The sequence below is a fragment of the Idiomarina sp. HB genome (genome assembly GCF_048059115.1).
Lineage (GTDB): Bacteria > Pseudomonadota > Gammaproteobacteria > Enterobacterales > Alteromonadaceae > Idiomarina > Idiomarina abyssalis.
This window is the reverse complement of sequence record NZ_JAYLVU010000002.1, coordinates 98274-125224: the sequence shown is the minus strand read 5'-3', so window position 1 is coordinate 125224 and position 26951 is coordinate 98274. Positions and strand designations below refer to the sequence as shown.

At 48.8% G+C, this 26951-nt stretch carries 25 protein-coding genes and 1 tRNA gene; 12 read left to right on the top strand and 14 right to left on the bottom strand.

All coding sequences use genetic code 11. The features are described from left to right. The first annotated feature begins 139 nt into the window (after positions 1-139). Positions 140-1243 (top strand): DUF2891 domain-containing protein, encoded by a 1104-nt coding sequence (locus tag VBY75_RS06325; RefSeq protein WP_416511595.1) that lies wholly within the window; start codon positions 140-142, stop codon positions 1241-1243. A 73-nt stretch (positions 1244-1316) separates the two neighbouring features. Here the strand turns inward: VBY75_RS06325 and VBY75_RS06320 are convergent, their stop codons facing one another. Further along, positions 1317-2258 carry a hypothetical protein gene (locus VBY75_RS06320; RefSeq protein WP_416511593.1) on the bottom strand — a complete coding sequence of 314 codons (942 nt, stop codon included), beginning with the start codon at positions 2256-2258 and terminating at the stop codon, positions 1317-1319. Next, a complete protein-coding gene (locus VBY75_RS06315) occupies positions 2258-2608 on the bottom strand; it encodes a PadR family transcriptional regulator (protein ID WP_054488828.1) in 351 nt (116 codons plus the stop codon). The genes VBY75_RS06320 and VBY75_RS06315 overlap by 1 nt, the downstream gene beginning before the upstream one ends. A gap of 237 nt (positions 2609-2845) precedes the next feature. Between VBY75_RS06315 and VBY75_RS06310 the strand changes: the two genes are divergently transcribed. The 3 genes from VBY75_RS06310 (at position 2846) to VBY75_RS06300 (ending at position 5190) form a co-directional block, all read left to right on the top strand. Further along, positions 2846-3688: a bifunctional transcriptional activator/DNA repair enzyme AdaA gene (locus tag VBY75_RS06310; RefSeq protein ID WP_199493964.1), complete on the top strand. Its 843-nt coding sequence runs from the start codon at positions 2846-2848 to the stop codon at positions 3686-3688. Positions 3689-3834: 146 nt separating this feature from the next. After that, positions 3835-4251 carry a YqaA family protein gene (locus tag VBY75_RS06305; protein ID WP_054488831.1) on the top strand — a complete coding sequence of 139 codons (417 nt, stop codon included), beginning with the start codon at positions 3835-3837 and terminating at the stop codon, positions 4249-4251. Positions 4252-4362: 111 nt separating this feature from the next. After that, positions 4363-5190 (top strand): MipA/OmpV family protein, encoded by an 828-nt coding sequence (locus tag VBY75_RS06300; protein ID WP_416511590.1) that lies wholly within the window; start codon positions 4363-4365, stop codon positions 5188-5190. 59 nt (positions 5191-5249) lie between these two features. Here VBY75_RS06300 and VBY75_RS06295 read toward each other — a convergent pair whose 3' ends face one another. The 3 genes from VBY75_RS06295 to VBY75_RS06285 form a co-directional block, all read right to left on the bottom strand. After that, positions 5250-5987, bottom strand: a complete 738-nt coding sequence (locus tag VBY75_RS06295) for an endonuclease/exonuclease/phosphatase family protein (protein ID WP_416511588.1) — start codon at positions 5985-5987, stop codon at positions 5250-5252. Between the two features lie 126 nt (positions 5988-6113). Further along, positions 6114-6608: a nucleotidyl transferase AbiEii/AbiGii toxin family protein gene (locus tag VBY75_RS06290; RefSeq protein WP_416512172.1), complete on the bottom strand. Its 495-nt coding sequence runs from the start codon at positions 6606-6608 to the stop codon at positions 6114-6116. A gap of 80 nt (positions 6609-6688) precedes the next feature. Next, on the bottom strand, positions 6689-7462 hold the full coding sequence (locus VBY75_RS06285) for a type IV toxin-antitoxin system AbiEi family antitoxin domain-containing protein (RefSeq protein ID WP_271332053.1): 774 nt from the start codon (positions 7460-7462) through the stop codon (positions 6689-6691). A gap of 108 nt (positions 7463-7570) precedes the next feature. On the opposite strand from VBY75_RS06285, the gene VBY75_RS06280 reads away from it, so the two are divergent. Then, positions 7571-7915: a deaminase gene (locus tag VBY75_RS06280; protein WP_416511585.1), complete on the top strand. Its 345-nt coding sequence runs from the start codon at positions 7571-7573 to the stop codon at positions 7913-7915. Between the two features lie 175 nt (positions 7916-8090). Here the strand turns inward: VBY75_RS06280 and VBY75_RS06275 are convergent, their stop codons facing one another. From VBY75_RS06275 to VBY75_RS06265, 3 genes are all read right to left on the bottom strand, one after another. Then, complete coding sequence (locus tag VBY75_RS06275; RefSeq protein WP_416511583.1) at positions 8091-8903, bottom strand: hypothetical protein; 813 nt, start codon at positions 8901-8903, stop codon at positions 8091-8093. A 257-nt stretch (positions 8904-9160) separates the two neighbouring features. Then, positions 9161-9237: transfer RNA gene (locus VBY75_RS06270), tRNA-Arg, on the bottom strand. A gap of 63 nt (positions 9238-9300) precedes the next feature. Then, the gene (locus VBY75_RS06265) at positions 9301-10863 is read right to left on the bottom strand and encodes a serine hydrolase (protein WP_416511581.1); all 1563 of its coding nucleotides are present in this window, start codon (positions 10861-10863) and stop codon (positions 9301-9303) included. Positions 10864-11019: 156 nt separating this feature from the next. On the opposite strand from VBY75_RS06265, the gene VBY75_RS06260 reads away from it, so the two are divergent. From VBY75_RS06260 to VBY75_RS06250, 3 genes are read left to right on the top strand one after another with little or no spacing between them, the layout of a single operon-like run. Further along, positions 11020-13110, top strand: coding sequence for a TonB-dependent receptor (locus VBY75_RS06260; protein ID WP_416511579.1), 2091 nt, complete (start codon positions 11020-11022; stop codon positions 13108-13110). A gap of 3 nt (positions 13111-13113) precedes the next feature. Then, positions 13114-14157: a PepSY-associated TM helix domain-containing protein gene (locus VBY75_RS06255; RefSeq protein ID WP_416511577.1), complete on the top strand. Its 1044-nt coding sequence runs from the start codon at positions 13114-13116 to the stop codon at positions 14155-14157. A 15-nt stretch (positions 14158-14172) separates the two neighbouring features. Next, on the top strand, positions 14173-15708 hold the full coding sequence (locus tag VBY75_RS06250) for a leucyl aminopeptidase family protein (protein ID WP_416511575.1): 1536 nt from the start codon (positions 14173-14175) through the stop codon (positions 15706-15708). A 54-nt stretch (positions 15709-15762) separates the two neighbouring features. Here VBY75_RS06250 and VBY75_RS06245 read toward each other — a convergent pair whose 3' ends face one another. The 4 genes from VBY75_RS06245 to alr all read right to left on the bottom strand — a co-directional run bounded on the left by VBY75_RS06245 (position 15763) and on the right by alr (position 20895). Then, positions 15763-17121: an amidohydrolase family protein gene (locus tag VBY75_RS06245; protein WP_222236104.1), complete on the bottom strand. Its 1359-nt coding sequence runs from the start codon at positions 17119-17121 to the stop codon at positions 15763-15765. A gap of 149 nt (positions 17122-17270) precedes the next feature. Continuing rightward, entirely contained in the window at positions 17271-18272 is a 1002-nt protein-coding gene (gene cydB, locus VBY75_RS06240) for a cytochrome d ubiquinol oxidase subunit II (RefSeq protein ID WP_222236103.1), read from the bottom strand. Between the two features lie 3 nt (positions 18273-18275). Continuing rightward, complete coding sequence (locus tag VBY75_RS06235) at positions 18276-19664, bottom strand: cytochrome ubiquinol oxidase subunit I (protein ID WP_287817353.1); 1389 nt, start codon at positions 19662-19664, stop codon at positions 18276-18278. Positions 19665-19803: 139 nt separating this feature from the next. Beyond that, positions 19804-20895, bottom strand: coding sequence for an alanine racemase (gene alr, locus VBY75_RS06230; protein WP_416511572.1), 1092 nt, complete (start codon positions 20893-20895; stop codon positions 19804-19806). Between the two features lie 138 nt (positions 20896-21033). Here alr and VBY75_RS06225 point away from each other — a divergent pair, with 138 nt between their 5' ends. From VBY75_RS06225 to VBY75_RS06215, 3 genes are read left to right on the top strand one after another with little or no spacing between them, the layout of a single operon-like run. Then, positions 21034-23073: an alpha/beta hydrolase family protein gene (locus VBY75_RS06225; RefSeq protein WP_278356444.1), complete on the top strand. Its 2040-nt coding sequence runs from the start codon at positions 21034-21036 to the stop codon at positions 23071-23073. Then, on the top strand, positions 23070-23891 hold the full coding sequence (locus VBY75_RS06220) for a prephenate dehydratase (protein WP_416511569.1): 822 nt from the start codon (positions 23070-23072) through the stop codon (positions 23889-23891). Before VBY75_RS06225 ends, VBY75_RS06220 begins: the two co-directional genes overlap by 4 nt. Next, positions 23891-24541, top strand: coding sequence for an alpha/beta hydrolase (locus VBY75_RS06215; protein ID WP_199493947.1), 651 nt, complete (start codon positions 23891-23893; stop codon positions 24539-24541). Before VBY75_RS06220 ends, VBY75_RS06215 begins: the two co-directional genes overlap by 1 nt. A 19-nt stretch (positions 24542-24560) precedes the next feature. On the opposite strand, the gene VBY75_RS06210 is transcribed toward VBY75_RS06215, so the two are convergent. Next, entirely contained in the window at positions 24561-25649 is a 1089-nt protein-coding gene (locus VBY75_RS06210; RefSeq protein WP_416511567.1) for an ATP-grasp domain-containing protein, read from the bottom strand. Next, entirely contained in the window at positions 25646-26137 is a 492-nt protein-coding gene (purE, locus tag VBY75_RS06205) for a 5-(carboxyamino)imidazole ribonucleotide mutase (RefSeq protein ID WP_053954128.1), read from the bottom strand. Before purE ends, VBY75_RS06210 begins: the two co-directional genes overlap by 4 nt. Positions 26138-26324: 187 nt before the next feature. Between purE and VBY75_RS06200 the strand changes: the two genes are divergently transcribed. Beyond that, positions 26325-26870: a hydrolase gene (locus VBY75_RS06200; RefSeq protein ID WP_199493944.1), complete on the top strand. Its 546-nt coding sequence runs from the start codon at positions 26325-26327 to the stop codon at positions 26868-26870. The last annotated feature ends 81 nt before the right edge of the window (positions 26871-26951 follow it).

The window sequence follows — 26951 nt, the reverse complement described above, 5'->3', positions numbered from 1 at the left end:
GTCGAACTAGAGCAGTTTCTTACTCCTATCGAATCAGCATCGGGTGAGCTCAAAAGTTGGTTAATGTACGCAATTAGCTAGCAAGTTATAACTTTGTTAATATCATTTGAATTACGAATAATTATAATGAGAGCCCAATATGCAAACACTTCGCCCCCTTTTTATCGCTTTATTAAGTGCTGCATTATTGCAGGCCTGCTTCCCAACGAATCAAAACACCAACATGGATAGCACATCATCACACAGCCTGACTCTCTCTGAAGCAAATAAGCTAGTGGAGTTACCTCTGCACTGCGTCGAAACACCTTACCCATACAAAACCGGAGCGGTACTGGGCAGTGCTGACGATTTAAAAGAGCCTTCCGTTCTTCATCCCGTTTTTTACGGCTGTTTTGACTGGCACAGTGCCGTTCATGGCTACTGGTCTATGGTCACTCTGTTACAGCAGTACCCCGATCTGGAACAGGCTGACGAGGTAAGAACCGTTCTTAAACGCAACTTAACTGCAGAAAACGTGGCACGTGAAGTGGATTTTTTCAGCAAAGACATTAATGACTCGTTTGAGCGCACTTATGGTTGGGCCTGGTTGTTAAAACTGTCTGACGAGCTTCACTCATGGGAAGATCCTATGGCCAAAGAACTGGCCGCTAACTTACAACCATTAGCCGATTTAATCATTGAACGCTATATCAACTTCTTACCCCGGCTGGTCTACCCAGTGCGAGTGGGCGAGCATACCAACACAGCCTTTGGCTTAAGTTTCGCCTATGACTATGCTGTTAATCGTGAACACACTGAGTTGCAGCAATTAATCGCTCAGCGCGCTAAAGATTATTTTTCAGAAGATAAAAAATGTCCAATAGCCTGGGAGCCAAGTGGCTACGACTTTCTGTCACCCTGTCTGGAAGAAATAGGCTTAATGCAACGCGTCCTGCCAAAACAGCAGTTTTTAACCTGGTTAGATGATTTTATGCCACAACTCGCTGATCCGGGCTACAGCCTGGCAGTCGGTAAAGTCAGCGACAGAACCGACGGCAAACTGGTGCATCTGGACGGTTTAAACTTCAGCCGCGCCTGGAACCTGTATGCGCTGGCTAACCAATACCCACAGTATGAGCATTTACGCGAAGTTGCCGATAAACATATGGCGCAATCCTACCCGAACCTAATTGGAGATAGCTACGAAGGTGGTCACTGGCTGGGCAGCTTTGCTATTCAGGCGTTGAATCAGGCGCAGCAGTAGTTGTCAGAAAAATCCTTGGCTGCAACCAACCTAGCCGCGCAATAAAGCGCGGCTGCTTGTCTGTCTCACCCCATCAACTGCGGATCAACCGGCGTGCATCGCGGACAATTTCATAGGTTGCGATTAATGCAGCTGCCACCAGAACTGTCTGAGCACTTCGTTCGATAATGGCTATGCCCAGTTCTTCCCTCAAAACTTCGACATTAATTTGTAACACAGGCGATAACATCAGCAACCCTACCGAAACCAGCAAGAACGCAGCACTAACGGCAATGTTAAGCATCAACATATTGCGGGTCCATAGCCTTGTCCGTAACTGCCACAAACTATGTGCCATAGCAATTGCAATAACCGGCGTAAACCAGCGTAAAATAGTCAGCGCTTGCTCAGTAAAAATACTCTGCGTACCACTGTCGGGTTGCCATAACGGATACCAAATCAACATCACTAAAAATAGTAATGTGGCAAGATCGGAAAATATATTCTGTAAACTAATATGCTGCCAACTTTTACCTGCGGCCGGGAGCTTCTCAGGGCTCCATTTGCAGGTGCCTGCAACCTCTGCAGTTTCCTTCGTCCGAGAGCGGCTCATAACTGCAAAACCAATGGTAATTGTCGTAAACGCAAAGTAACCACTGGCCAGAAAATCGATTGCTATGCCCTTCATGAATAGCAGCAAGCTCATTTCAGCACCACCAAGCCAGCGGCCCGTAATTTCAACGGTTGAAATCACAAACAACACGCCGAGCACCATATACAGCGTGTGCAAATACAAAGGCATAAGCTCCGCGGTTACCAGTGGCGTGGGTGGACAAAACTGAAGCGCCACCTTGCGCGGATGCCCCATCGCTTTTAACAGTCCTGCTACCTCAGCGTCAGACACACTCCCTTGCTGCGATTCTAATGCGTCTATCTGATCAAGAATATTCGCCTTTAACTCGCGGCTAATATCATCGCGTTTCTTTTCTGGCAGCTCTCGCTGAACAGCGGCAATATAACGTTCTACCATATCCATTAGTGTTGCTCCTCATTGGTGTTCCGCAACAGTAGGGGGCCAATCGCGCTGTTGAGCGAGGTCCACTCCTGGGTTAATTGTTCTAATAGCTCTACACCCAGCGTTGATAACTGGTAATAACGTCGTTCACGCCCTTCTCCCTGCTTCCATTCACTATCGAGCAACCCTTGATCGGCCAGTCTTCTAATAAGTGGGTATAACGTACCTTCATCAATATCTACGCCGGCACCTTGCAGTTGCTTACGTAACGAATAGCCATAATGAGGCTCACGCAGAGAAGCGAGTACCGCTAAAACCAAAACGCCACGGCGCAGTTCTAGCTTGAGTTTATCGAGTGGTGCAGTAGCCATAGTGAGTCCTTATCTATACTGTATTACGCACACTGTGTGAAACACAGTAAAATGGATACTAGGTGACATACAGTAACAATGCAAATAATAATGTCACTCGGGATATAGTCAGTGCTTGATGCAAGCATTCGTATCTAGCAGCGTGATTAAAAAAAAGAGCAAGCTTCGGGTCGTTGTCGGATAAACTGTTTTTTATGATGGTGGTATCTCAATTAATCGCTTGTAAGGGTGATGGTTATGTCCGACTATATCCGTATTGAAAAAGCTATGGCCTATATGTCAGAGCATGTATCAAGCCAGCCCTCGCTGGAGGACGTTGCTGCCCATGTTCATCTCAGCCCCTTCCATTTTCATAGAATGTTTTGTAAATGGGCAGGCACCACACCGAAACGTTTCTTGCAGGCTTTAACGCTGGAACGAAGCAAGCGAATGCTGAAAAAAGAAGACTCTCTTATGGATGTTTCTCTCAGCATGGGCTTAAGCGGAGGTTCACGACTGTATGACCACTTTGTGAAGCTAGAGGCCGTAACGCCAGGTGAACACAGGAACGGAGGCCATGGGGTTACTATCCAATACGGCGTAAATGAAACTCCTTTTGGTAAGATATTTGTCGCAATTACTCCACGAGGCGTATGCCGCATCGAGTTTTTGGGCTCCAGATCCGCTGATGAGATACTTGTAGATATAGGTAAAGACTGGCCTAAAGCTTCACTCGTGCAAAATAACAACGCCACGAACTATGTTGCTAACGTGCTGTTCAGCCGATTAAAAGACGGAGAGTCTAACCCCTTGTCATTGCACGTAATGGGCACCAATTTTCAAGTCGCTGTGTGGCGAGCTTTATTGAGAATACCACCGGGACAACTGGCCAGTTACTCCCAAATTGCCAATGCATTAGGTTACCCGAAAGCATCTCGGGCGGTTGGCAATGCTGTAGGCTCAAACCCTGTTGCCATGCTAATTCCGTGTCACCGTGTTATTCAGAAAAGCGGCGCTTTAGGCGGTTATCGCTGGGGCTCGACGAAGAAAGAGATGATTCAGGCATGGGAGTTTCTGCGCGAAGAACCGATAGAATTGTAATTAAGTGTACTTTCTGGCTTTGCTAAGCACTTTTAACAGTGACAATATAATTCAAACTAGAATGTTTATTCGCAAAATCAATAACAAGTGAAACCAATTTATGAACCAACTATTTCCAATGCGCTGATGAAAACCGCTATGGGTCTATGTACTTAAGTATATTTCTAACAGCGTTTCTGGCCGCCACAATACTACCCGCTCAGTCGGAGTTTGTGGTCGTCGGCGCTCAGCAGATGGGTTATGACGTCTGGGCAATATGGTGGCTGGCGTCAATTGGTAATACGCTGGGGTCTGTGGTTAATTACGTTTTAGGCCGCTTTTTGGTGCAGTATCAGGATCGCCGCTGGTTTCCGTTCAAACCAAAATCTCTCGCCCGTGGTCATCGCTGGTTTGAACGCTTCGGTAAGTGGTCGCTGTTGATGGCCTGGGCGCCATTCATTGGCGACCCTCTCACCTTTATAGCCGGTATGCTGCGGTTAACCTTCTGGCAGTTTTTAATTCTGGTTTTTATAAGTAAGTCTGGTCGCTACGCTATTTTGCTGGGCATTACCCAGTTGTTTTAATCCACGCCCAACCATAATTTGACTGCCTGTGATCTAACCACGAAACCTTTACGTTTTGAGGTTTCGGAACCAGAATTAATATTTACCAACACCTACTTAAGTGAGTTCTATATGAAAAAGTTTACTGGCTTACTGTTGGCTTTGTGCATCAATGGGTTAACCGTTCAAACTGCATTAGCCCAAGACGAAAAAACAGCGATGGTGCCTTTGCCATCACTCGATGACTTTTCCAAAGGCGAAGATGGCTGGAGTTTCGGTCTGGGTTTAGGTGTTGAGTATGAAACCGCCTACGAAGGTTCGGACGAATTTGGATTGGAAATTCAACCTGCTGGCGCCGTGCAATGGCGTAGCGGTGACAATATATTCTATTTTGCCGGTGAAGCAATCGGCTGGCGTGGCGTTCGCTCTGAAAACTGGCTGTTGGAGGCCACCATTGGTTTCGATGAAGGTCGCGAAGAGAGCGATTCAGACGACGGCCACCTGGACGGACTTGGTGATCAAGACGAAGGCGCAGAGTTCGTATTCCAGGCCCGTCGTGCCCTCGATGCCGATTGGCGCTACTGGCTGGTCAGTCGTATCGTAGCAAGTGATGAAGGCAACCTGGGTCTATTTGGCGTAGGCCGCCGCTTTGGTGACCAGCTCGACGGTACCGGCTCTGAAATTAATGTCGTTGCGACCTTTCACGACAGCGAATACGCCAACAAAGGCTTCGGTATTGACGCAGGCCAAGCTGCTGCATCGGGCTTACCGCAAACGTCAGTGAGTGGTGGATTACGCTCAGTTGGCATCGATTATAACTATCGCCATTACGTTAATGATAATTGGCAGATCTATGGCGAAGCGTTGTTTGAATATTACAGCAGTGAAGTTCGCGAAAGCCCCATTGCTCGTAGTAATTACGAAGCTGAAATAGGCGTCGGATTTATCTACATATTCTAAGGAAAGTGAGCTCTATAACAGGGCTCACTTCGTTGTAGCAAAACACCAACCCTGAGTCGCTATAGTTTAAATCGCGCATAAAGCGGGTTGTGATCAGACACTTTACTGGTATCGATCGCTAGTGTTTCTTGCAGTTTGAGATCCCTATAAAAGATGAAATCAAGAGGATGCTGTCGGTAAGTCTTAACATGATGTGGGTCGACCATAATTGCTTGCCGAAGACCCACACTGCGACAGAACCGCAGCAAGCTTAGCCGGCGCTGGCGACTCCACACGTTAAAATCACCGGCCACAATCAGCGGTCCTTTATGTTCTAGTATTTCTTCTTTGATAAGCTCTATTTCTTGTGAAAACTGGCGCGCACGAACAAAGTTAATCGCGTGGACATTGACGACCAGCAGTGAGCCGCCCTCTGCCAGCGAATGATGAGAGAGCATGTAACTTTTATGGGTTGCGAACATGCCTTCCCGCTTGCTGCTCAGTCGAGCCTGAGCTTCTTTAAACGCATAACCGCTTGCCGTGAGAACACCATACACAGAGCGCCGGGTTTGCATATTCGGCGCTACCGCATAAGACCAGCTCGGCAGCAGCCAATTATTTTTTGCACTCAGCTTCACCTCCTGGAGCAACAAAAACAAACTCGGATAGTCTGTTAAAACGCGTGCTAAGGTATTCTGAAAATCTGGCTTCTCGGTCAGTTTTTGCGTATTCCAACACAGCACGCCAAACTCTTCCCCATGATGAATAGGGTGTTTGTGAATAAACTGCTGAGGAAACAAAACTTTGGGTTTAAGCACACGCTCGCCTCGTTAATAACCAACCTTTATTACGTTATCTTGGCATCGATGGTTCTATACTGACATCCCTAAACTATTATGGGGTTAAAGCTCACCCTTTTTGCGACTGGGCTGCTAACGCCTTTCTTAATCAAACTTACAGGCAGTCGAATCCAAATTTAGTGGCCGAGTGAGAGCTTCCTTAAGTTTGTTATAAGCTATCCGGTGCCTTTCCTCACTCATTTTTTCAAGGTTATTCAGTTTCCAACGAACAGCTGGCAGCTCATCAACATTCGCAATTCCGAGTAATGACCAATCCGGTTTGCCTGACTTAAACGTCAAAAGAAACGACCTTTCCTCGTCAGTAAATGTCGCATGCATACGTTTTACAATTTCCTCACGCGCAGCCATAAGCTCCACCAGCGGGACATCAATGTCCGCCATCGACTTAAATTCCCCCTCATAAAGGGCAGCAATATCTTTGAAATTGGGTTGTAGTAATTCAGAAATAGGACGCGGGTGGCTGATCATATAAACAATTAACGCTTTACGAATATCATCAGTAAGTCCTTCATTATCCAAGAGTAGTTTGACATCAAACAAGTCCCTAGGGTGTTGCAGATCGAGCGCGGCGCAAAACAGTCATGAGCCGCAACAAATGGTAGCACCTGCATAAGCAGCTGAACCTGGCGATAATAAACGCTATTTCTATCCATGATAATTTACATCTCCTTGGGAACCGTAATTTGCCATTTACTTTCCAGGCGACCATTTACCGCGATAGCTCTTTTACCTGAGCCTAGATCGTAGTCTGTTGGCACTAAATGTTTAAACCAGGGCTGTTGATTGCGCTCGGCTAGCCAAAAGAATAACCGTTTCACTTTTACATTAAGGCAGTACGTTAGCAGCGTATCTAACTTCCGGGGTGATAAGTTATGCAACCCCTGAAGCAGAGCATCAGCATGCTCAAAACTGATATGTTTAGGCACCTCGTTGAGTACTTCCAGATAGGCTTTTTCAACACACGAATACGTTACTTCCGGCAGACCTTTTGACCATTCATAAGGACGGAGAACGCGCTGGTCGCGCATGAGTGATTCAGGCCACAATCGCTTCGTTCCATGCCATTCAAAACTAGCATCCACATCTACTTTGTTGATCCATGCTGGAAGCTTGTCGGGAGAGTATAAGTCAACTATAGGCTTACCACTTCTATTTACGTAATGGCTTACACCATGTAACGCTAGCGCACTTAGCCCTCCCATATGGACAGGGGACCTGACCATTCGCTGCAGTGAAGCCACAACACCCAGCCAAGTCGGAGGAGTTTCCTCTCGGTAATAAACTCCAGGAGCGGCTACAGCTAAGGCTCCTCGTCGGACGGAGTTGTCGATGTAGTGCAAACTCAACCCCTGCTCTTGTAGCCAACGTTTCGTTGCTACCATACTGAGAGGAAGTTTTTGCTTTAGCGTTCTAGCTGCTTCATGATTTAACATGTGATGCTCTTTGAAGTTTATAATACTATTAAAACACGTTGATTATTGACGTGTATAATACATTAGTCAAACCATTGAGTTTGCAAAAACACCTTAATACGTTAATTATTGACGTATTATTATATTTTTATAAACCTTTTCTTGGGCTTTACGCAAGCCATTGGTGGAAGTCATGCAGAAGTAGAGGCTTTAAATGCTCATTCAGGGGACCTAAGCGGCGTTACTGCATACGTTACTTTAGAACCTTGTTCTTTTGTCGGCCGGACTGCTGCTTGCGCAAGCACACTTCTCGCTTCGGGCATCAAGCATGTGGTTATCGCAATGCTTGACCCGGATATCAGAAATAATGGTAAAGGCGCTGAAATACTAAAAGCGGGCGGCGTAAGAGTTGAGGTTGGCCTTTGTGCCAAAATAGTGGCTGGATTTTTAACTCCTTATTTAGGAAAGTCGTAAACAGCTTAAGTGCCCTCAATTTGAGATCTGTAAAGTGGCGCACCCGGTAGGGGTCGAATCTATAACCTCTGCCTCAAGAGTCAAAGATGCGTCTTGGAAATTCACCGCGACCTCGCAAAATTAACGGGGATCTGTTAGCCAGCCTACTTTGCCAGGCTGGCTAAGCTGTAACCGACTAATCGTTACATGTGCCGCCATCTAATACATTACAACTGTCATCGCCTCGGTCACACGACGATGAATTGCCGCAATACTCTTGTGGTAGCATCTGAGGCTCTACAGCTCCTCCCCCGACAGAGCTGGTACCGACTTCCGTGTTTTCGAAAACGGGGCTCCCTTGGCTGCGTTGCATTGCAAAGCCGATACTGGTATTTAACAGATAGCTGGAGAACTTAGATTCAGAAACGGGCTTTTCATCATAATGAGTTTTGCCGACTGTCATCGCAACCAAATCTTTATTGGCTCGACCAAAAACGACTGCGGCTGTAGCAGCAGAGTTGCAATCCATTGCGCCTACGACGCTTCCTGAAAGAGGTTTAAATAGTTTATAAGAGCCGTCATGTTTGACTTTATAAGTATCCATACGGAAGCCCTCGGCAGAGCTGTCATCTTTGACAAGTATGCTATACCCAGTGACTTTATCTACGACCCCATTATTAAAGCCTTCGCCATAGATATGAATTGCCTGAACGTCATGGTTAGTATCAATGGTAGAGTCAGTGACCTGTTGAGTAAGCTTCATTAAATCGGTCTCTTCAGCAAATACAATTGCCGTATCCACTTTATTAATACCGTAGCTCTCAACGCTCTTCAGAATTGGCTCTCCGAGCCAGTGGCCCAAAACTGCGCGCTCTGCGTCTAGGTGGTAACCGTCAATATTAAAGATAGTATTGTCATCAGTATTGTTTTGATCATTTGCAGCAGTAGCAGTTGCTGAGAAAAGTGAAACCAACATTGTTGAGAGAAACAAACGTTTTGATAATTTCATATATTAGAAGTCCTTTCCGTATTCACCGCGCATATGCCTTTATTTCATCGGTCAACATCTGACGTCCCGATACGCGTTTCTATTTCTAAATGTTAGAAGCTTGAGAACCGCCGTCAGTTTCAGTTGCCATTAGCGTTAGAATATTCATATCAATAAACCTTTTGTCAACCAAGGGTTAAGTTCTATCGACGACTGGACTTTGCTGGACACGCTGTTGATTTTGTAAGTGATTACTATCAAGGAAAGTCTTGCAGAAATGGCGCACCCGATAGGAGTCGAACCTATGACCTCTGCCTCCGGAGGGCAGCGCTCTATCCAGCTGAGCTACGGGTGCACGTGCTTTGGAAAGCGAGGGCATTATAGGGATTAGCCCCCGCTATGTCCAGAGTTTGCGCCGCTATTGCTTTTCCAGTTTGAGGTTATGAAAGTCAAAGCTAAAGTCGGTAAAGTCAGCTACGGCTTCCATGGTTGCCGCTTCTACCTGATTACTCCGACTCACATCGAATTCGATAAAAGCATCGGCTTCTAACAAGGGTTCATCCCAGCGCACAATAAAGGTATTGCCGTTGTAATGCTCCAGCGAACCTTTCAGCATATCGGTATGGGTGAAATCTATGTGCAGAGCGTCGCTCTTCTCAGAAATAACGACATCGCCGTACCAGGCGTCGGTATAAGTTCCCGCATATTTCGATAACGCCAGCGACGGCTGCGGATCATCAACGGCTTCTACTTTAAAATCCGCTTTTTTCTGAATGAACTCATGATATTTCTTACTTTCCTTTGCGATCCAGTCCTGGTCCGGCACATCCAGAACGACTTCCAGAGACTCTTGCACTATTGCGGTCAACGCACCAAACGCCTGCTGATTACTCATAACAGTAATGGCGAATTCTTCCTCAGGAATAACGGTAGTAAAGGACAACATTCCCAGAATACCGCCACTGTGCGACACATGCTTAACGCCGTAATAGTCCTTCACAAACCAGCCAAGACCATAGCCACGAAAATATGTGCCTTGCTCTGCCGCATCAGCCGACACCGGCAGTGGCGTGGTCAGCTGCCACATATCGTGCAGCGACTTTTTCTTAAATAGACGTTTGTCGGTCGGTGTTTCGCCTTCATTCAGCAAAGTCAGTAACCAACGACTCATATCATCAACACTCGCTGCTGTTGCGCCAGCGGCAGAAAAGTCTTCCAAAAAGTCGAGCGGGAAACGGTGTAGTTCGCCGTCCATTTCAATGGTGCCTACCGCCACATTGTCGTAACTGGCATCAATGCGAGAAAAGCCAATGGTGCTTTCGTCCATTTGCATGGGCTCAAACAACGTTTGCTCAACGTACTGGTGGTACGGCACACCCGACACTTCGCTAATCACCTCACCTGCTGTCACAAACATTAGGTTGTTGTAGTCAAAGCGCTCCCGAAAACCATGCTCAATAGGCACATTCGCCAACCCGGCAATGACTTCGTTGGTGGTTTTGTCGGTGTTCGGCCAAATCATCAGATCGCCTGCGCCTAACCCGAGGCCAGAGCGGTGGCTCAGTAAATCACGAATGGTCAGCTCCCGAGTTATATAAGGGTTAGCCAGTTTAAAACCCGGCAAGTGCTCAATGACTTTATCGTCCCAGCCCACTTTCCCCTGCTCAACCAAGGTGGCCATAGCCGCAGCTGTGAATGCCTTGGTATGAGAGGCAATACCAAACAAAGTTGTGGGCGTAACGGGTTGCTGCGACTCAATATCCCGGACGCCGAAGCCCTCGGCTAAAACCACTTCTCCGTCTTTTACGGCAACAACCGCCAGGCCCGGAATGTTAAAAGCATCAAGAGACTGTTCGGCGGTCTGACGAATTTTCTGCTCCAGTGGAACGCCCTCTTTCTGCTCAACCTTTGCACTGTCAGAGCACGCCAATAACGCAACAGCAGCTGCGCTAACACACAAGATTTTAGATAGTGTTTTCATGATGGTATGACCTTTTTCTTGTTTTCTCTCAGACTACCACAACCTGTTTCGTTTTTACCGATATCAACTATAGCGGAAACTGAGTTAAGTTTTTATTGACACTAAAATGCGAATCGTTATCATTGGCGCCAAATTATTTAAATGATAAGGATTCTCATGTTTAAGAAGTCTCTTGCCCTTGCAATCCTCGCCGCAATTTCTGGTTCTGCGCTTGCACAACAAGCAAAAGTGGATGAAACCATCGAAATTAAAGCAACCCGTACCAGTATTCCACAAAGCGCTATTCCCGCTACCGTTTCGGTTATTGAGGGTGAAGAGTTGCGCCAGCAATTAAGTGTGGCCGAGTCCTTGTCAGATATTCTTGGAAACCTGATTCCCGCCTATTCCCCGTCTCGCCAAAAGCTAACAAGCTCAGGTGAAACCTTAAGAGGCCGTCAGCCGCTTTACCTAATTGATGGCGTACCTCAATCCAACCCTCTGCGTAACGGTTCGCGTGCCGCCTACACCATCGATCCTTTCATGATTGAGCGTGTAGAGGTGATTCACGGCGCCAGCGCTATTCAAGGTATGGGCGCTAGCGGTGGTATCATTAACATCGTCACAAAGAAAGCCGAAGAAGGAACCAGCCACGAGGTTAACGCTGGCTTTAGCGCACCGGATTCTGAAATTTCAGAAGGCTTAAGCTACCAAGCCGGATACCTTCTGCGCCATGGAAGCGGCAAATGGGACATTGTTTTCGGTGCTCAGTACCGTGACACCGGCATGTACGTTGATGGCAAAGGTCAGCTCATTGGTGTTGACGTTGCACAAGGCGACACCATGGACTCAAAAAGCTACGACTTATTCACAAAAGTCGGCTACGACATTGATAACGAACAACGCCTTGAGTTTATGCTCAACCGCTTTGATATGGCTGGTAACGGCGACTATTACTCAGTAAACGGCGATCGCTCGGCGAATGTACCGACCTTATCACTCGAAGGTCAGTATCCTGGCGATGCTCCTGAAAACGAAGTCACCACTTCAAGTCTGACATACAGCAACAGTGACTTTTTAATGGCAGACGTAAACTGGCAGCTATTCTTCCAGGACTTTTCCGCACTTTACGGTGGCGGTACCTATGCAACGTTTCAGGATCCTGTATACGGCGACGAAATTTTTGACCAGTCACGTAACGACTCTCGTAAATATGGTTCGCGCTTAACGCTAAACTGGAACAATGTTCAGCAGTCGCCTGTATCGGTTAGCGCAGGACTGGACTTTTTAGCTGACGAAACTTTCCAGGAGCTGGCTCAAACGGGTCGCAAATGGGTACCTGAGACTGAATTTGTAAACTGGGCTCCGTATGCGCAACTGCGCTATCAGGCAAACGGTCTGACTTTAAGCGGCGGTTTACGCTATGAATACGGAAAATTAAAAGCCGATGACTTCACTACTTTGGCATCTTACGGGTCTGTCTTCGTTGAAGGCGGTGAACCAAGCTTTAACGAGTTACTGGGTAATTTGGGCGCTGTTTATGCTCTGAACGACGAATGGCGTGTCTTCGCAAGTTATTCTGAAGGCTTCAGCATGCCCGACGTTGGCCGTGTGTTGCGCGGGATTTCAACACCTGACTTAAGCGTCAGCAGCTTCCTGGATCTACAACCGGTTATCGCTGACAACGAGGAAGTGGGTATTGAGTATCAGGGCAATGCATGGAATGCCTCACTGAGCTATTTCCGTTCAAGCTCTGATCTGGGCGCCCGCCTACAAGCCGATGCTGACGGTTTTTACAGTGTTCAGCGTGAAAAGACTGAAATTGACGGTATTGAGTTTAGTGCCGAGTACGCGCTATCCAATGACACCGCTCTAGGACTGAACTACGCTGACACCAATGGCGAGTATGACAGCAATGATGATGGTTCGGTCGATACTAAGCTAGGCGGCCGTAACATTGCACCGAAGCGCGCCAACCTGTTCTGGTCACAGCAGTGGACAGGCATGATAAGCAGCCGGGTACAATGGAATAAATTGTTCGATCGCGACATTTACACCGGCGAAGACGCCATCAACAACTTCGACGGCTACAACACCGTTGATGCCACCTTATTGGTTGAGACTCGCGATATGGGTCAGTTCTCGCTGGGTATTGAGAACTTATTCGATAAATACTACTTCACCTATTATGCGCAAACCGTTGGTGGTGATAACCGCAACTTCACCGGCCGTGGTCGCACTTTAAGCGTGACCTGGAATTACCAATGGTAAGCCATGTCGCTTAAGCGCAAGCTGCCGACATTAACGCAATGGCACCGATGGCTGGGCTTAACGCTCAGCCTTTGGCTTTTATTGATGGCAATAAGCGGTTCGCTGCTACTCTACAAAAATGACCTGCTGCAGCTTTTTTATCCACAGCTCAATTTAGCACAGCCCGTTGAAACGACAGACGCTGCCGCCGCTTTAGACCAGTTCGACAACGGCTACGCCCTCATGCCCACCACTGACCGCCCCTGGCTTGAAGTGGTTAATGCGGACAAAACACACTTTTACTATGACGCCAGCGGCAATCTGCTGCTTGAGCGAGAATATCTAGGGGATCTCATCAGTTGGCTTGTTGAGCTGCACCATCACTTGGCACTCAACGACCTGGGTAAGGACATTCTGGGAATTCTCGGCCTGTTAAGCTTAGTTCTTATCGGCACAGGCTTAATCCGCTGGTGGCCACGTAGAGGCAGTTTCCGGCGCGCTTTGTCAGTACGGTTTTTTAATCCGTTCACTAAGCGCGGTAGCCAAACCTTATGGCAGTTGCACCGGTTCATCGGAGCTGTACTTTTCCTTCCTGTCGCTATCGTGCTAATCACCGGTACCGCCATCATGTACGCCGCTCCGGTAAAATCTGCACTAATTTTGCTACTCCCGTTCACTCAGTCAATTGAAACGCCTGTACCGCCTTCTATAACTGCTGATAACTGGCAACAACGGCTAGAGCTGGCAAAACAAGCTCTCCCAACGGCGGAGGCTCGTTTGCTTTATCTGGAAGATCCGCGAATTAGAGCTAAGCACGCAAACGAATGGCACCCGAACGGCCGCAATTATATTGAGTTCTCTGAAACCGGAGCGGTGAGTCAGGTTATTGATGAGCGAGAAACCGCTCTCGGTAATCAAGTTTCGAATATGATTTACCCGACTCACGTGGCCTCGGTTGGCGGAGCTTTTTATTTGTTCATCGTGCTTTTATCGGGTTTGGCCTTAATCGCTTTGCCTGTCAGTGGGTTATGGTTTTATAGTAAACGCAGACAACTCAAGAAAACCTAATTCAAGGAAAACACTATGTCGTTAAAACAGGTCATGAGTGCTCTGGCTGTTTCTTCGGTTTTGTCGCTGCCTGCGTTGGCAAGTGACTACCTGGACACGTCCACGAGCTTTTCTGATGAAAACAAACACACCAAAACTCGCGTTATTTTTGTGCCGGAAGGTACGGCAGTTGAGCTACCAGAATGGTCAGGCTCTGATGTAAATGCCGTTAGTCGTGCTGCAGAGATTGAGGAATTTAAAGGCGAGGCGTCACAGTTAACCACGGTTATTGCCCCGGAAGGCACCAAAGCCAATCATCTGCTTCTGGCGGGCGTCGGTAACCCGGCTGAACTTTCCCGTTTTGAAGCGGAGAAGTTAGGCGCGTCTATTGCGGCTGCTTTAAAGCCTGAGCTAGAAAGCGTTGTTTTCGACACACGCCTAATCAGCAACCCGGGCATTGCCGCCGAACTGAGTTCGCACATGGCTCATGGCATCGATTTGCGCAACTATCGTTTTGACCGTTATCAGTCCGAGCCAAAAGAGCGTCCACAAACGGCTTACCATTGGTTAGTGAAAAGCCCTGACATGGCAGAGAAAAAATATCTGGCCTCGCGCGCCATTGCTGAAGGCGTGTTTGTTGCCCGCGACATTACCGCCCTGCCCGGCAGCGACGGATACCCTGAAGCCATTGTGAAGTTAGCTCAGGAAGCCATGAAAGACTTAAACATTGAGCTGACTATCGTCACGCCTGAGCAAGTCGACAAAATGGGTATGGGTTTATTAAAAAGCGTTAGCCAGGGCAGCCAACACGGCTCTTACCTGCTGGCTGCACACTATAAAGGCAGTAACGCTGATCCAATCGCATTGGTTGGTAAAGGCAATACCTTTGACACCGGTGGCTATAACTTAAAAACCAGTTCTTCGTCTATTTTGCGCATGCAAACCGACAAAGCTGGCGCTGGAGCCGTTATCGGCGCGGTTATGGCGCTGGCAGCACAAGAAGCACCGGTCAATGTGGTTGCTGTAGCACCGCTGTCGCACAACCTTATTTCTGGTTCAGCAACGTTACCGGGAGACGTGGTTAAAGCCGGTGACGGTACTTTGGTAGAAATTGCCAACACCGACGCCGAAGGCCGTCTGATTCTTGGCGACGGTAACTGGTATGCCAACGACAAGTTCAAACCTCGTGCCATTGCCAATATTGCGACCTTAACCGGTTCGAAAGTTGGTGCATTGGGTACCGGCTACGCAGCTTTATTTGCATCCGAGGACGACTTACGCTCAGCCATTATCGAGGCTGGCAATGTCACTGGTGAGAAAGTCTGGGAACTGCCATTAGAAGGCTATGACGGTATTATCGACAGTCCGCTGGCCGATATTCGTAACATTGGCTCTCCGGGCACACAGGCCGGTGCAGCGTTTCTTAAGCACTTTGCCGGTGACACGCCTTGGATCCATATCGATATGGCCGCTGACGCGATGGTCAGTTCAGATACCGGTATTCATCCGGCAGGGCCAACCGGCTTTGGTGTGCGCTTGTTAACTAAGTGGGTTCATCAGTTAGAACAATAAGCAACGCCATGCTTCTCATTAAAGGCACCCGCCAATGGGTGCCTTTATCTCTGGCTACTGCGCATAAGCAGCGCGAATTTCCTCAACTTTCTTATCAATAGCTTCACGGCTAAGCCATTGCCCACGCACCATAACCCCCAGGTTCTCACGCAAGGTGTCTGGATTCTCCAAAGGGTTATCCTTTAACAGAATAAAGTCAGCACGATGCCCGGCAGCAACTCGCCCAAAGGTGTCCTGCTCAGAAAAGTAGTCTCCTGCCGCTACCGTGGCGGAACGCAGAATATCAGCCATAGGTATACCCGCTTCTGACATCAGACGTATTTCGTGGTGTACCGAATAACCCGGAACACTGAACAACTGTGGCGCGTCGGTTCCAAAAATAATTTCCGCGCCGCCTTCGTGCAGAGCGTGTAATAGCTTTTGACGATTTTCCTGCTGCACTTGTGCTTGTTCCTGATTGAAGTAGCTGCTGGGGTTATTGTAGTAGTTTAGCCAGCCTTCCCGAACAGCCGTTGGTACCAACTGAATTTCCGGGTAGTCTTTCAGTTTGTCGGGATCAGCCGCACCTATCAGGGTTTTCCATAAGGCCTGGGTGGGGACTACCGCAACGTCGTGCTCCAGTGTCATAGCCACCAGCAAATCAAGTTCGTCCTGCGTTATTTCTCTGTTCATGGCATCAACGTAAGCCAGGTAACCATCCAGGTGATCAATGGTTCTCTGGCCTGCTTCCATGGCTCGTTTTAATCCGACCTCTGCCGGCACATGTCCGGCAAAGTCCATGTCCGCCTGTCGAGCCGTGCTTGCCATGGCCTCATATTCTTCAAGGGTTAACCCCGGATGCACTTTGAGTAAATCCCACCCTTCATCGCGTTGTGCAATAACCCGCTCCGTAACCTGTTCAACCGACTCTATGGTATTGCCACTGAAGCTGGGCCCGGCCAAATATAACGTTGGACCCAGGCGCTTACCCGATTCAATGTCTGATTTCAGCTGCAGCTGGTGCGGATAGCCCAGCATGCCACGCACCGTTGTTACGCCATTGGCAATGTACAAAAACAACATGTCGTCAGCGTAGCGTTTAGGGAAGTCACCAAAGTCTGTTGCCGGCGGCACATGACCGTGCATTTCTGCCATACCCGGTAAAACGTATTGCCCCTCAGCATCAATGATTTGCGTGTTGTCATCAAAAGCCGGAGCTTCAGCATTGGAGAACACACCGCTAATATAGCCGTTATTCACCACCAGTGTTTGTTGATCAATGACATTGGGCTCGCCTTTAAGCCAGTCAACAAGGGTGACGTTCTTAATGACGTAGTCTGCGCTGCGAGTCTCATTACTCTGAGGTTCGGCGTTGTTACAAGCCGATAAAAATAAGGCCGCAACCGCTGCGGCCAGAAGGTGAGTCAATTTCATGTTGGTTGCCTCCGGCGTAAAATCTGCCTTTAGCCTAGCGCAAGCTTACAATAAAGCCCAGCGGATAAGGCCGCCAACTAAAGTGACAGCCAGCACACCCAGACACCACAGTCCGACAAACCACAACCATTTTTTAAATACAGGCTTCATCAGTCGTGATATCCACTGTCTGAATCCACCTTGCCGCGGAACACCCAGTAGGTATAACCAGTGTAAGCGAAGATAATAGGCAGAAGTACCACAGCGCCAATAAGTAAAAACTTCAGGCTATTATCCGGCGCGGCTGCCTGCCACAAGGTAATGCTGCGCGGAACCAGGTAAGGGAAAATACTGACTGCAAACCCGGCAAAAGACAAAAGAAACAGTCCCAGGCCCCACAAATAGGGTCTGCCTTCCTGCTTTTTATGCAGCGAGCGCAGTAACCCAAGCGTAATGCCTACCAGCAGAATTGGTAGCACCCACAAGCCAACCGAGGCCGGATAAGTAAACCAACGTTCCGCAATAAATGGGTCTACATAGGGCAAATAAAGACTCACAAAAGCAATGCAGGCTACCAATAGAAGAGCGCTGTACCAGCCCGCCCTATAGCTTTGGCGTTGCAAGTCACCGTTTGTTTTCATCACCAGCCAGGTGGCACCCAGCATCATATAACCAATAACCACAGCAACACCGCAGAAAAAGCTAAACGGGGTTAACCAGTCAAACCAGCCGCCGGAATAGGCTCGGTCTGTTACCTGAATACCCTGTAGCATTGCGCCCAGCATAATGCCCTGACTCAAAGCCGCTATCAGCGAACCAACAATAAAGGATAAGTCCCAGATACCTTTTGCTCGTTTGGTTTTAAAACGATACTCAAAAGCCACGCCGCGGAAAATCAGCCCCAGCAGCATAGCAATAACCGGCATATAAAGTGCCGGCATGAGCACCGAATAGGCCAGCGGGAACACCGCCAGCAAACCACCACCGCCCAGTACCAGCCAGGTCTCATTTCCGTCCCAGACGGGCGCCACGGTGTTCATCATTACATCGCGGTCTTCTTCCTTTTTAAACCAGGGGAAAAGCAATGCAATTCCCAGGTCAAAGCCGTCCAGCGCAACATAAGCAAATACGGCGACCGAAATTAATATTGCCCAAATCAGTGCGTAATCCATAGCTTAGGCCTCCTCATCGTAAATGCGCTCAGCCGCCATTGTCGGCTTATGTTTGGCATAGTCGGGAATCGTCACTTTTTCAGGATCCGCTGCCATTTTTCGCAGAATATAAAACGTACCGGCACCAAAAACGAGGAAGTAAACCACAATAAAGGCTATCAGACTGCCTGCGACACCGGCTTTATCAATAGGAGACGCCGCATCGGCGGTTCGTAGCAAGCCCTGAATAACCCAGGGCTGACGCCCCACTTCGGTGACTATCCAGCCGGCAATTACAGCTACAAAACCCATGGGGCCCATAAACAAACTAAAGCGCAGTAGCAGGCTGTTATCATAAAGCTTGCCTCGTAACCGTTGTAAACCGGACCATAACCCCGCCAGTACCATCAATAGCCCTATTCCGACCATGATTCGGAATGACCAAAATACGGTTGCCACTGGTGGCCAGTCTTCGCGCGGAAACTGATCCAGCCCGGTCACTTCGGCATTAATGTCATGCTTCAGAATAAGACTGGCAAGCCCCGGTACCTTCAACGCGTAGTCGACTTCCGCCGTTTCTTCGTTGGGCAATCCGAATAAATACAGTGGCGCCCGGGCTTCGGTGTCAAAGTGCCCTTCCATTGCAGCTACTTTTGCAGGTTGATATTCCTGAGTATTCAGCCCATGGAAGTCGCCGACCAGCACCTGCAATGGCGCAACAATTAACGCCATCCACATAGCCATGGAAAACATTTTGCGTGCCGCGGCGTTAGTTTTGTCTTTTAACAAGTGCCAGGCACCGACTGCACCCACCACAAAAGCCACTGTCAGGTAAGCCGCTAACAACATATGCGCCAGTCGATAGGGAAAAGAAGGGTTAAATACCACTTCAAACCAATCGGTCACCACAAACTGACCAACGTCATTCATGGCGTAGCCTGCCGGGGTCTGCATCCAGCTGTTTACCGATAGTATCCAGAAAGCGGAAATGGCTGTACCGACTGCAACCATCAAGGTAGCAAAGAAGTGCAGCTTTTCACCCACTTTGTTCATACCAAACAGCATGACACCAAGGAACCCGGCCTCAAGGAAGAAGGCAGTCAGTACTTCGTAACCCATTAACGGTCCGATAACCGGCCCTGCTTTGTCCGAGAATACCGACCAGTTAGTACCAAACTGGTAACTCATCACAATGCCCGACACCACGCCCATACCAAAAGCAACGGCAAATATTTTGACCCAGTAACGGAATAGTTTCTGATAAACCGGATTTCGTGTTTTTAAGAAAAGGCCTTCCAGTACCGCCAGATAGCTGGCCACACCGATGGTGAACGCAGGAAAAATAATGTGGAACGCTATCGTAAAAGCGAACTGAAAGCGCGCCAGAAACAATGCGTCAAAACTTTCGAACATAGCAAACACCCTTAACTGAGGTTTGTCTTAAGTATACGCCTTTGTTGACAAAGATCAGGGTCAAAGATGTAAAGCTTGTAGGATAAATACTAATAATTGCCATACTTTTTGTATGGCTAATACTCAGAAGTTGAACCTGTTAAACAACGACCCGCGGAACACGTCCGCTGACGCCGGTCAGTAAATGCCAGGAAATAGTATCTGCGCAGGCCGCAACCTGTCGCACATCAACGTTCGGTCCCCAAAGCTCAACATCATCACCCAACTGCACACCCTCAATGCCCGTGACATCTATCGTCAACATGTCCATAGAGACTCGCCCGGCTAAAGTGACACGTTTGCCTCGGATCATTGCTGGTGTGCCATTTTTCGCCTGTCGCGGATAACCGTCCGCATAGCCCATAGCCACCGTTGCAATGACAGTTGGTCGCTCAGCACTCCAGGCGCTGCCATAGCCGACCGACTCACCCTTTTCTAGCTGATGCAATGCAATGACCGGGGCGACCAGCCGCATCGAGGGTTTAAGCTCCGGCTGTACTTCGGTCACATTCGAGGGGTTTACACCGTAAAGCAATAAACCTGCACGGGCCCAGTCATTTTCCTGAAGTGACCACTTTGTATCAGGGTTCAGTAAGCCGGCCGAATTGTGGAGACTACGGGCTTGAAAGCCTTTAAGTGTACCCGATAACTGACAGAACTGTTGTTTTTGCTCTGCATTCAGCCGATGGTTCGCATCAGCGTTAGCCAAGTGTGACATGAGCGTTACGCCAGCCACATTGTTACTGGCATTTAAGCGCTGCAATGCTTGCAGGGCTTGCTCTTCAGACCAGCCCAATCGGTGCATGCCGGTATCGACCTTTAACCACACCCACAATGGTTTACTTAAAGCTCCCGCCTCTATGTCTAGTAATTGCTGCTCGCAATGCACCACCGGGCTTAAGTTGTTTTCTGCACAAACCCTAAGTTCAGACGAGGAAAAGCAACCCTCTAAAATAACCAACGGCCCTTTGTATCCGCATTCCCGAACGGCTAGCGCTTCTTCCATGAACCCAGCAGCCATGCCGTCCACATGCGGTTCTAACGCCTTTACTGCGGGCTCAACACCATTCCCGTAGCCATCGGCTTTAACAACTCCCAGCAATTTCCCGCCAGCCATCGTCTTACGCACCCACTTAGCGTTATGCGCTATTGCAGCGGGCGATATTTCTGCGCGAGTTTGGCGGTAGTGCATGGGCTTTCCTTCTAAATTTTTTGACAACATTCGGAAAAGGTTTTCAGTTTACCGTATTTTCTGCCAACTTGAACGGAACTCTTTGCATCACCTCGTCAGCTTCAGTAACGTAAAGCTATACTTAAAAGGAGAACAACAATGTGGTTAAAACAATCCGTCATTGCCGGTAGCTTAATGCTACTTTTTACTTCCGCTCCAGCGTTATCAGACGATACATTTAAGGCTGAAGACATTTTCCAGCTCGAGTACGCCAACCAAGTCAGTATCTCTCCTGACGGTAAATACATTGCGTACATACGCAACAGCTTCGATGATATGAAAGACAATACTCGTCGCTCATTATGGCTGATTGATACCGAAACCGGTCAACATTTACCGATTTTTGATGATAAATACAACTACGGCAGTCTGGCCTGGTCAAACGACGGCACTCGTCTTGCCTTTGCGTCTAATCGCTCGGAAAAGAACCAAATTCATGTGCACTGGATTAAAGAACAGCGCACCGCTAAAGTCACTCACGTAAGCGAGAGTCCGGGCAGCATTAGTTGGTCTAACGACGATACTCAACTGGCATTTACCATGTCGGTTAAATCTGAACCTACGCCCTTTGCTAAAAGCGTAAAAAAGCCAGCTAAACCCAAAGGCGCGAAGTGGTCCAAGTCGCCTATTATTGTTGAAGAAGCTTATTATCAGCGCGACGGTAAAGGTGTTCTGGAACCGGCGCACACACAACTCTTCGTGGTTCCGGCTGAGGGTGGCAGTGCACGCCAGCTGACCGATGGTCCTTACCGACATGGCGGCCCACTGGCCTGGACAGAAGGCGACAGCCATATCGTATTTTCCGGCAACCGCTCGGAAGACTGGGCTTACCAGGTGAATGAAAGCGACCTTTACAGCGTCAGCCTGAGCTCAAAAGAAGTGGCGCAGGTCACTGACAAGCCCGGCCGCGAGTCGTCGCCGCAGTTCTCTCCTGACGGCGAGCGTCTGGCTTACTTACACAGCTCTAACGAGCCGGTGCCTTACCATAAGTCACAATTGTGGGTCATGGACTGGAGCGAACGCTCAGAGACAGAACTTCAAGCTGACTTTGACCGTTCTTTCAGCTCGCCACAGTGGACTGGCAATGAATCACTGGCGGTTTCATACGCCGACCAGGGCAAAACCGTTGTTGCTGATGTCACATTGAGCAATGAACTGACAAACCGAGTGGATGACGTTTCCGGTGTTTATGTCAGCCGCCCTTATACCATGGGCTCGTTTACGGCCTCAAAAAATGGCGCTATTGCCTACACCAAGGGGTCCGAATATCGCCCCGCCGATGTCGGTTATCAGCCACAAGATGGCGAAGCGGTTCAGTTTACTCAGCTTAATGAAGACCTGCTTGGTCACCGTGAGTTGGGTGAAGTTCACGAAATTCGCTATGAGTCGCGCTATGACGGCGAAGAGATTCATGGCTGGTACATTACTCCGCCAAACTACGATGAAAACAAAGAGTACCCGTTACTATTAGAAATACATGGCGGTCCTCACCTGTCTTACGGTCCGCATTTTGCCGCAGAACACCAGCGCTATGCAGCCGAAGGCTATGTGGTGCTTTATGTAAACCATCGCGGCAGTACTTCATACGGTAAAGACTTTGCCATGCTGCTGGACGGCAACTACTCGTCACCTTATGACTTTGCTGATCACATGACTGGCATTGATTTACTCATTGATAAAGGCATTGCCGACTCAGACAACCTGTTTATTGCCGGCGGTTCTGCAGGTGGCATCGCCACAGCCTATGCGGTAGGACTAACCAATCGCTTCAACGCTGCCGCCGCCACTAACCCGGTTATTAACTGGGTCAGCAAAGTACTGACGGCTGACAGCTCAATTGGTCAAATTACCAACCAATTCCCGGGGATGCCATGGGAAGAGCTAGAGCACTACTGGCAGCGCTCGCCACTGTCTATGGTCGGTGACGTCGAAACACCGGTCATGCTGTTCACCGGCGAGAAGGATCGTCGCACACCGATATCGGAAACCGAGCAGTTCTATCAGGCATTGAAACTGCAAAAAGTTGATACAGCTATGGTTCGTGTTCCGGGCGCTTTTCACGGAGTTACGGCTCGACCTTCCAACATGATTGCCAAAATTGAGCATGCACTGGCCTGGTTCGAGCAATATAAGAAATGAAGCTAGCCACTTTAGGCCCTGCCGGCACCTTTTCGGAGGTTGCCGCAGGACTTTACCAGCCGGAACAAAATCACGACATTCAGTTACTGGATAACCTGGTCAGCTGCCTGGCGTCGGTTGGACGAGAATGCGACGCTGCCGTTGTTCCTATTGAAAATTTGACCGAAGGCTTCGTCTCTCCGGTCGTCGACTACTTGGTGCAAAGGCCCTTACGCATTCAGGCGGAAATCCGTATTCCTGTTGGCTTCCAATGTCTCAGTAATAGTACGAAGCCTACCCAGATATGGGCACAGTTTGTCGCAGCAGGACAATGTAATTCGTACTTACACAAGCTCGGGCTGCCCATTATTCATACGGCCAGCAACGCCGCGTCGCTTCAAGCTCTGCTGGCGGCTGAAGAGGCGTCTGCAGCCATAGTTCCCCAACACATTAGTTACCCGGAGACGTTGCAGATATTGAGTAACAATATCGCTGACAACCCACGCAACGAAACACGCTTCGTGGTATTATCCGCAGCGTCTGAAGAGCCGGAATACAGAAAGGATGAACACTGGAAAAGCAGCTTGCTGCTCATTGATGACAACGACCATCCCGGCTTGCTGGTCGACAGTTTGCAGGTGTTTGCAAAGCAGCAAATTAACTTAACCTCCATAGTGTCGCGGCCGGCGGGTAGTCAGTTTGGTGACTATCATTTCTTTATCGACTTTGATGGCCACCGCAGCGAACCCGGTGTCGCTTCGGCTCTTGAAGAATTGGCCGCTATGAACAACATTCACTGGCTGGGTTCTTACCCTGCCGCAGAAATAGGAAAGCAGTAATGTCTCTGGAAGTCATAAAACACGAGCCGGCAGGCACAGCCGACGCCGTTATCATTTGGTTACATGGCCTGGGAGCCTCGGGCAATGACTTTGTCCCTATGACCGAACACTTAAAATTTGCCAACGCGCAGGTTCGCTTTTTGTTTCCTCACGCACCACAAATGCCGGTCACCATAAACCAGGGTATGGTCATGCCTGCCTGGTACGACATTACCGACATGAGCATCGACCGCCAGATAGACAGCGAACAATTGCGCGAGTCAGCGGCCAAAGTGCATGCCATGATAGACGAGCAAATTGCTCAGGGCATCGACAGTAAACGCATTATTATTGCCGGGTTCTCACAAGGCGGCGCCGTGGGTTATGAAGCCGCTTTAACCTACCCGAAACCGCTGGCGGGTTTAATGGCGCATTCTACGTACTTTGCTACAGCCGACGACATTCAGGTTAATGAAGCCAATGCACAACTGCCCATTTTGGTTCAACACGGTACTCAGGACCCTGTGGTTCCGGAAGTTCTTGGCCAGAAAGCTTGTGCAATTTTGAAAGAGAAAGGGTTTTCAGTGACGTATCAAACCTACCCAATGCCGCACTCGCTGTGCTTAGAGCAGGTTCAGGATATGCAGAAATGGCTGGATGAGCGGTTTTAACCGCTCATCTAAGCAGGTATTAACTCGCTAACAGTTGCAGTTTATCCGCCCATGTCGAGGCTAAATTCTCGCCCCGCTCAAACGAGTCGATCATAATATTCACATGGCCCACTTTACGACCGGGTCGCGCATCCTTGCCATACCAATGACATTCAGCGGCCGCCGCTTCCCATAAAGCTTCCGGAATACCCGCAACGCCAATTACGTTCACCATTAAGGTGGGGGCTATCAGTAAGTCGGGCAGCGGTAAACCGGTAATAGCGCGAATGTGCAGGTTGAACTGGTCACAATTAGCGCCACTCATCGTCCAGTGCCCGGAGTTGTGAACCCGCGGAGCCACTTCGTTCACCAGCAAATGTTGGTTATCGCCTTCACCAACGACAAAGAACTCAATCGCTAATACACCCACGTAATCCAGCGCGTCGGTCAGCTTCTTATGATGCTCTTTGGCTAAAGCTTCAAGCGCTTTAGAAAAATGCTCTGCGCCAGCCAGACTGTAAGACAGAATACCCTGAGTATGGACGTTTAATGTCAGCGGGAAACAGCGCTGCTCTCCCTTGTGTGAGCGAGCTCCCACAACAGAAACCTCGTCGGTAAAGTTAATCATGTCTTCAACAATACCCGGGCGTTGCCCTGCCTCTTCAGCGACAGCGGCGATGTCATCACCCGGCTTCCAGCGCCACTGGCCCTTGCCGTCGTAGCCGCCTTTCGCCGACTTAATGACAACCGCATGGTCACAGCTTTCTAAAATGGCCGTCAGTTCATCCACATTCTCATAGGCTTTCCAGGCGGAAGTGGGAATATCGAGTTCATCACAAAGCGCTTTTTGCGTACGACGATCAACTAAGCCGTTGAAACGCTCTGCTTTTAATAAGAACTTATCGGCCGTTTTAGCAACCAGCTCTTCGCCTAAATGCTCGTGCTCCCAGGTGGTTACATCTGCCCAGTCATTCGCCTCGGCTAACGTCATTGCCAAAGGTTGTTGGCTACCTAAAGCCATCACCTTATCCAGTCGGTCACTGTATAAGACACATTCATGCCCCTGCTGAATAACGGCTTTACCCAGCATTTGACCTAACTGCCCGTTGCCAAGGATCAAAATTTTCATTTTGGCAGCTCCAAATCTGAGTTCGCCATCACTTTCTCTTTCTGCGCTTTGCGGAATTCGTGTACGCGTTTACGCACTTCGCTGTCAAAGCTGCCAATAACCTGAGCAGCCAACAAGCCCGCATTGGCCGCACCGGCATCACCAATCGCCAGAGTACCAACAGCCACACCTTTAGGCATTTGCACAATAGACAATAAACTGTCTAAACCTTTTAATTGCTTGCTTGGAACCGGCACACCAAACACAGGAATAGCCGTATAAGCCGCCAGCATACCCGGTAAGTGAGCAGCGCCACCAGCGCCGGCAATAACCACAGGCACTCCGTCTTGCTCGGCTTGTTCCATCGTCGACTTAAGTAAGTCCGGCGTACGATGCGCAGAAACGACCTTCGCCTGCCACTTTACGTTCAGCGATTCCAGCATTTCTGCTGCTTTTTGCATTACCGGCCAATCGGACTGGGAACCCATTAGAATCAATACCGGAGCCATGGTGTCACCTTTTATTTACTGTTTTGGATGTGCATCTGCATTTGGAAAGGCGAGGATTGTAGCCATTGGCCGCCTTAACTGCAAATTTCATGGGTGATTATTGACCAAATTAAGACTTTTTGCTGATAGATAGATTAATGGGCTAAGGTTAGTATGTGAACCGACTTTCTACCAACAGGAATGAACAATGCTGCTTAGCGCTAAAGATTCTCTATTACTCATTGTCGATGCTCAGGAGCGACTGTTGCCTGCAATTCATCAACGAGACGTTGTCACCTCGCGAATGCGTTGGCTGGGTGAAATTGCTATGCAGTTGGACTTGCCTATTCTTATTACCGAACAATACCCTAAAGGTTTAGGCTATACCGTTGACAGTCTGCAAGAGATTATTGAGGCCGCCCGCGTTGTCGAGAAGACACATTTCAGTGCACTGCGTGACGATACCTTCCGCGATGTTCTGTCGGAGTACAATAAAAAACATGTGGTTATTATGGGTATGGAGACCCATGTGTGCGTTCTGCAAACCGCAATAGAGCTTCAGGAATCCGGTTATCAAGTGTTTCTACCGGCCGATACTGTTGGTTCCCGTCGCCCCACCGATAAAGACAGCGCCATTGAACGTATGCGAACCGCTGGTGTAGAAATTATCACTTCTGAAATGGCCGCATTTGAGTGGCTTGAAAAAGCGGGCGGCGATACCTTCCGCCATATAAGCCGCAATTGGTTAAAATAACGCAACCTGTTGTTGACTCGGGCTATATTAAGCGTATACTCGAAACCGCTGAGAAAATTTCGGCTATTGATTTGAGATTTT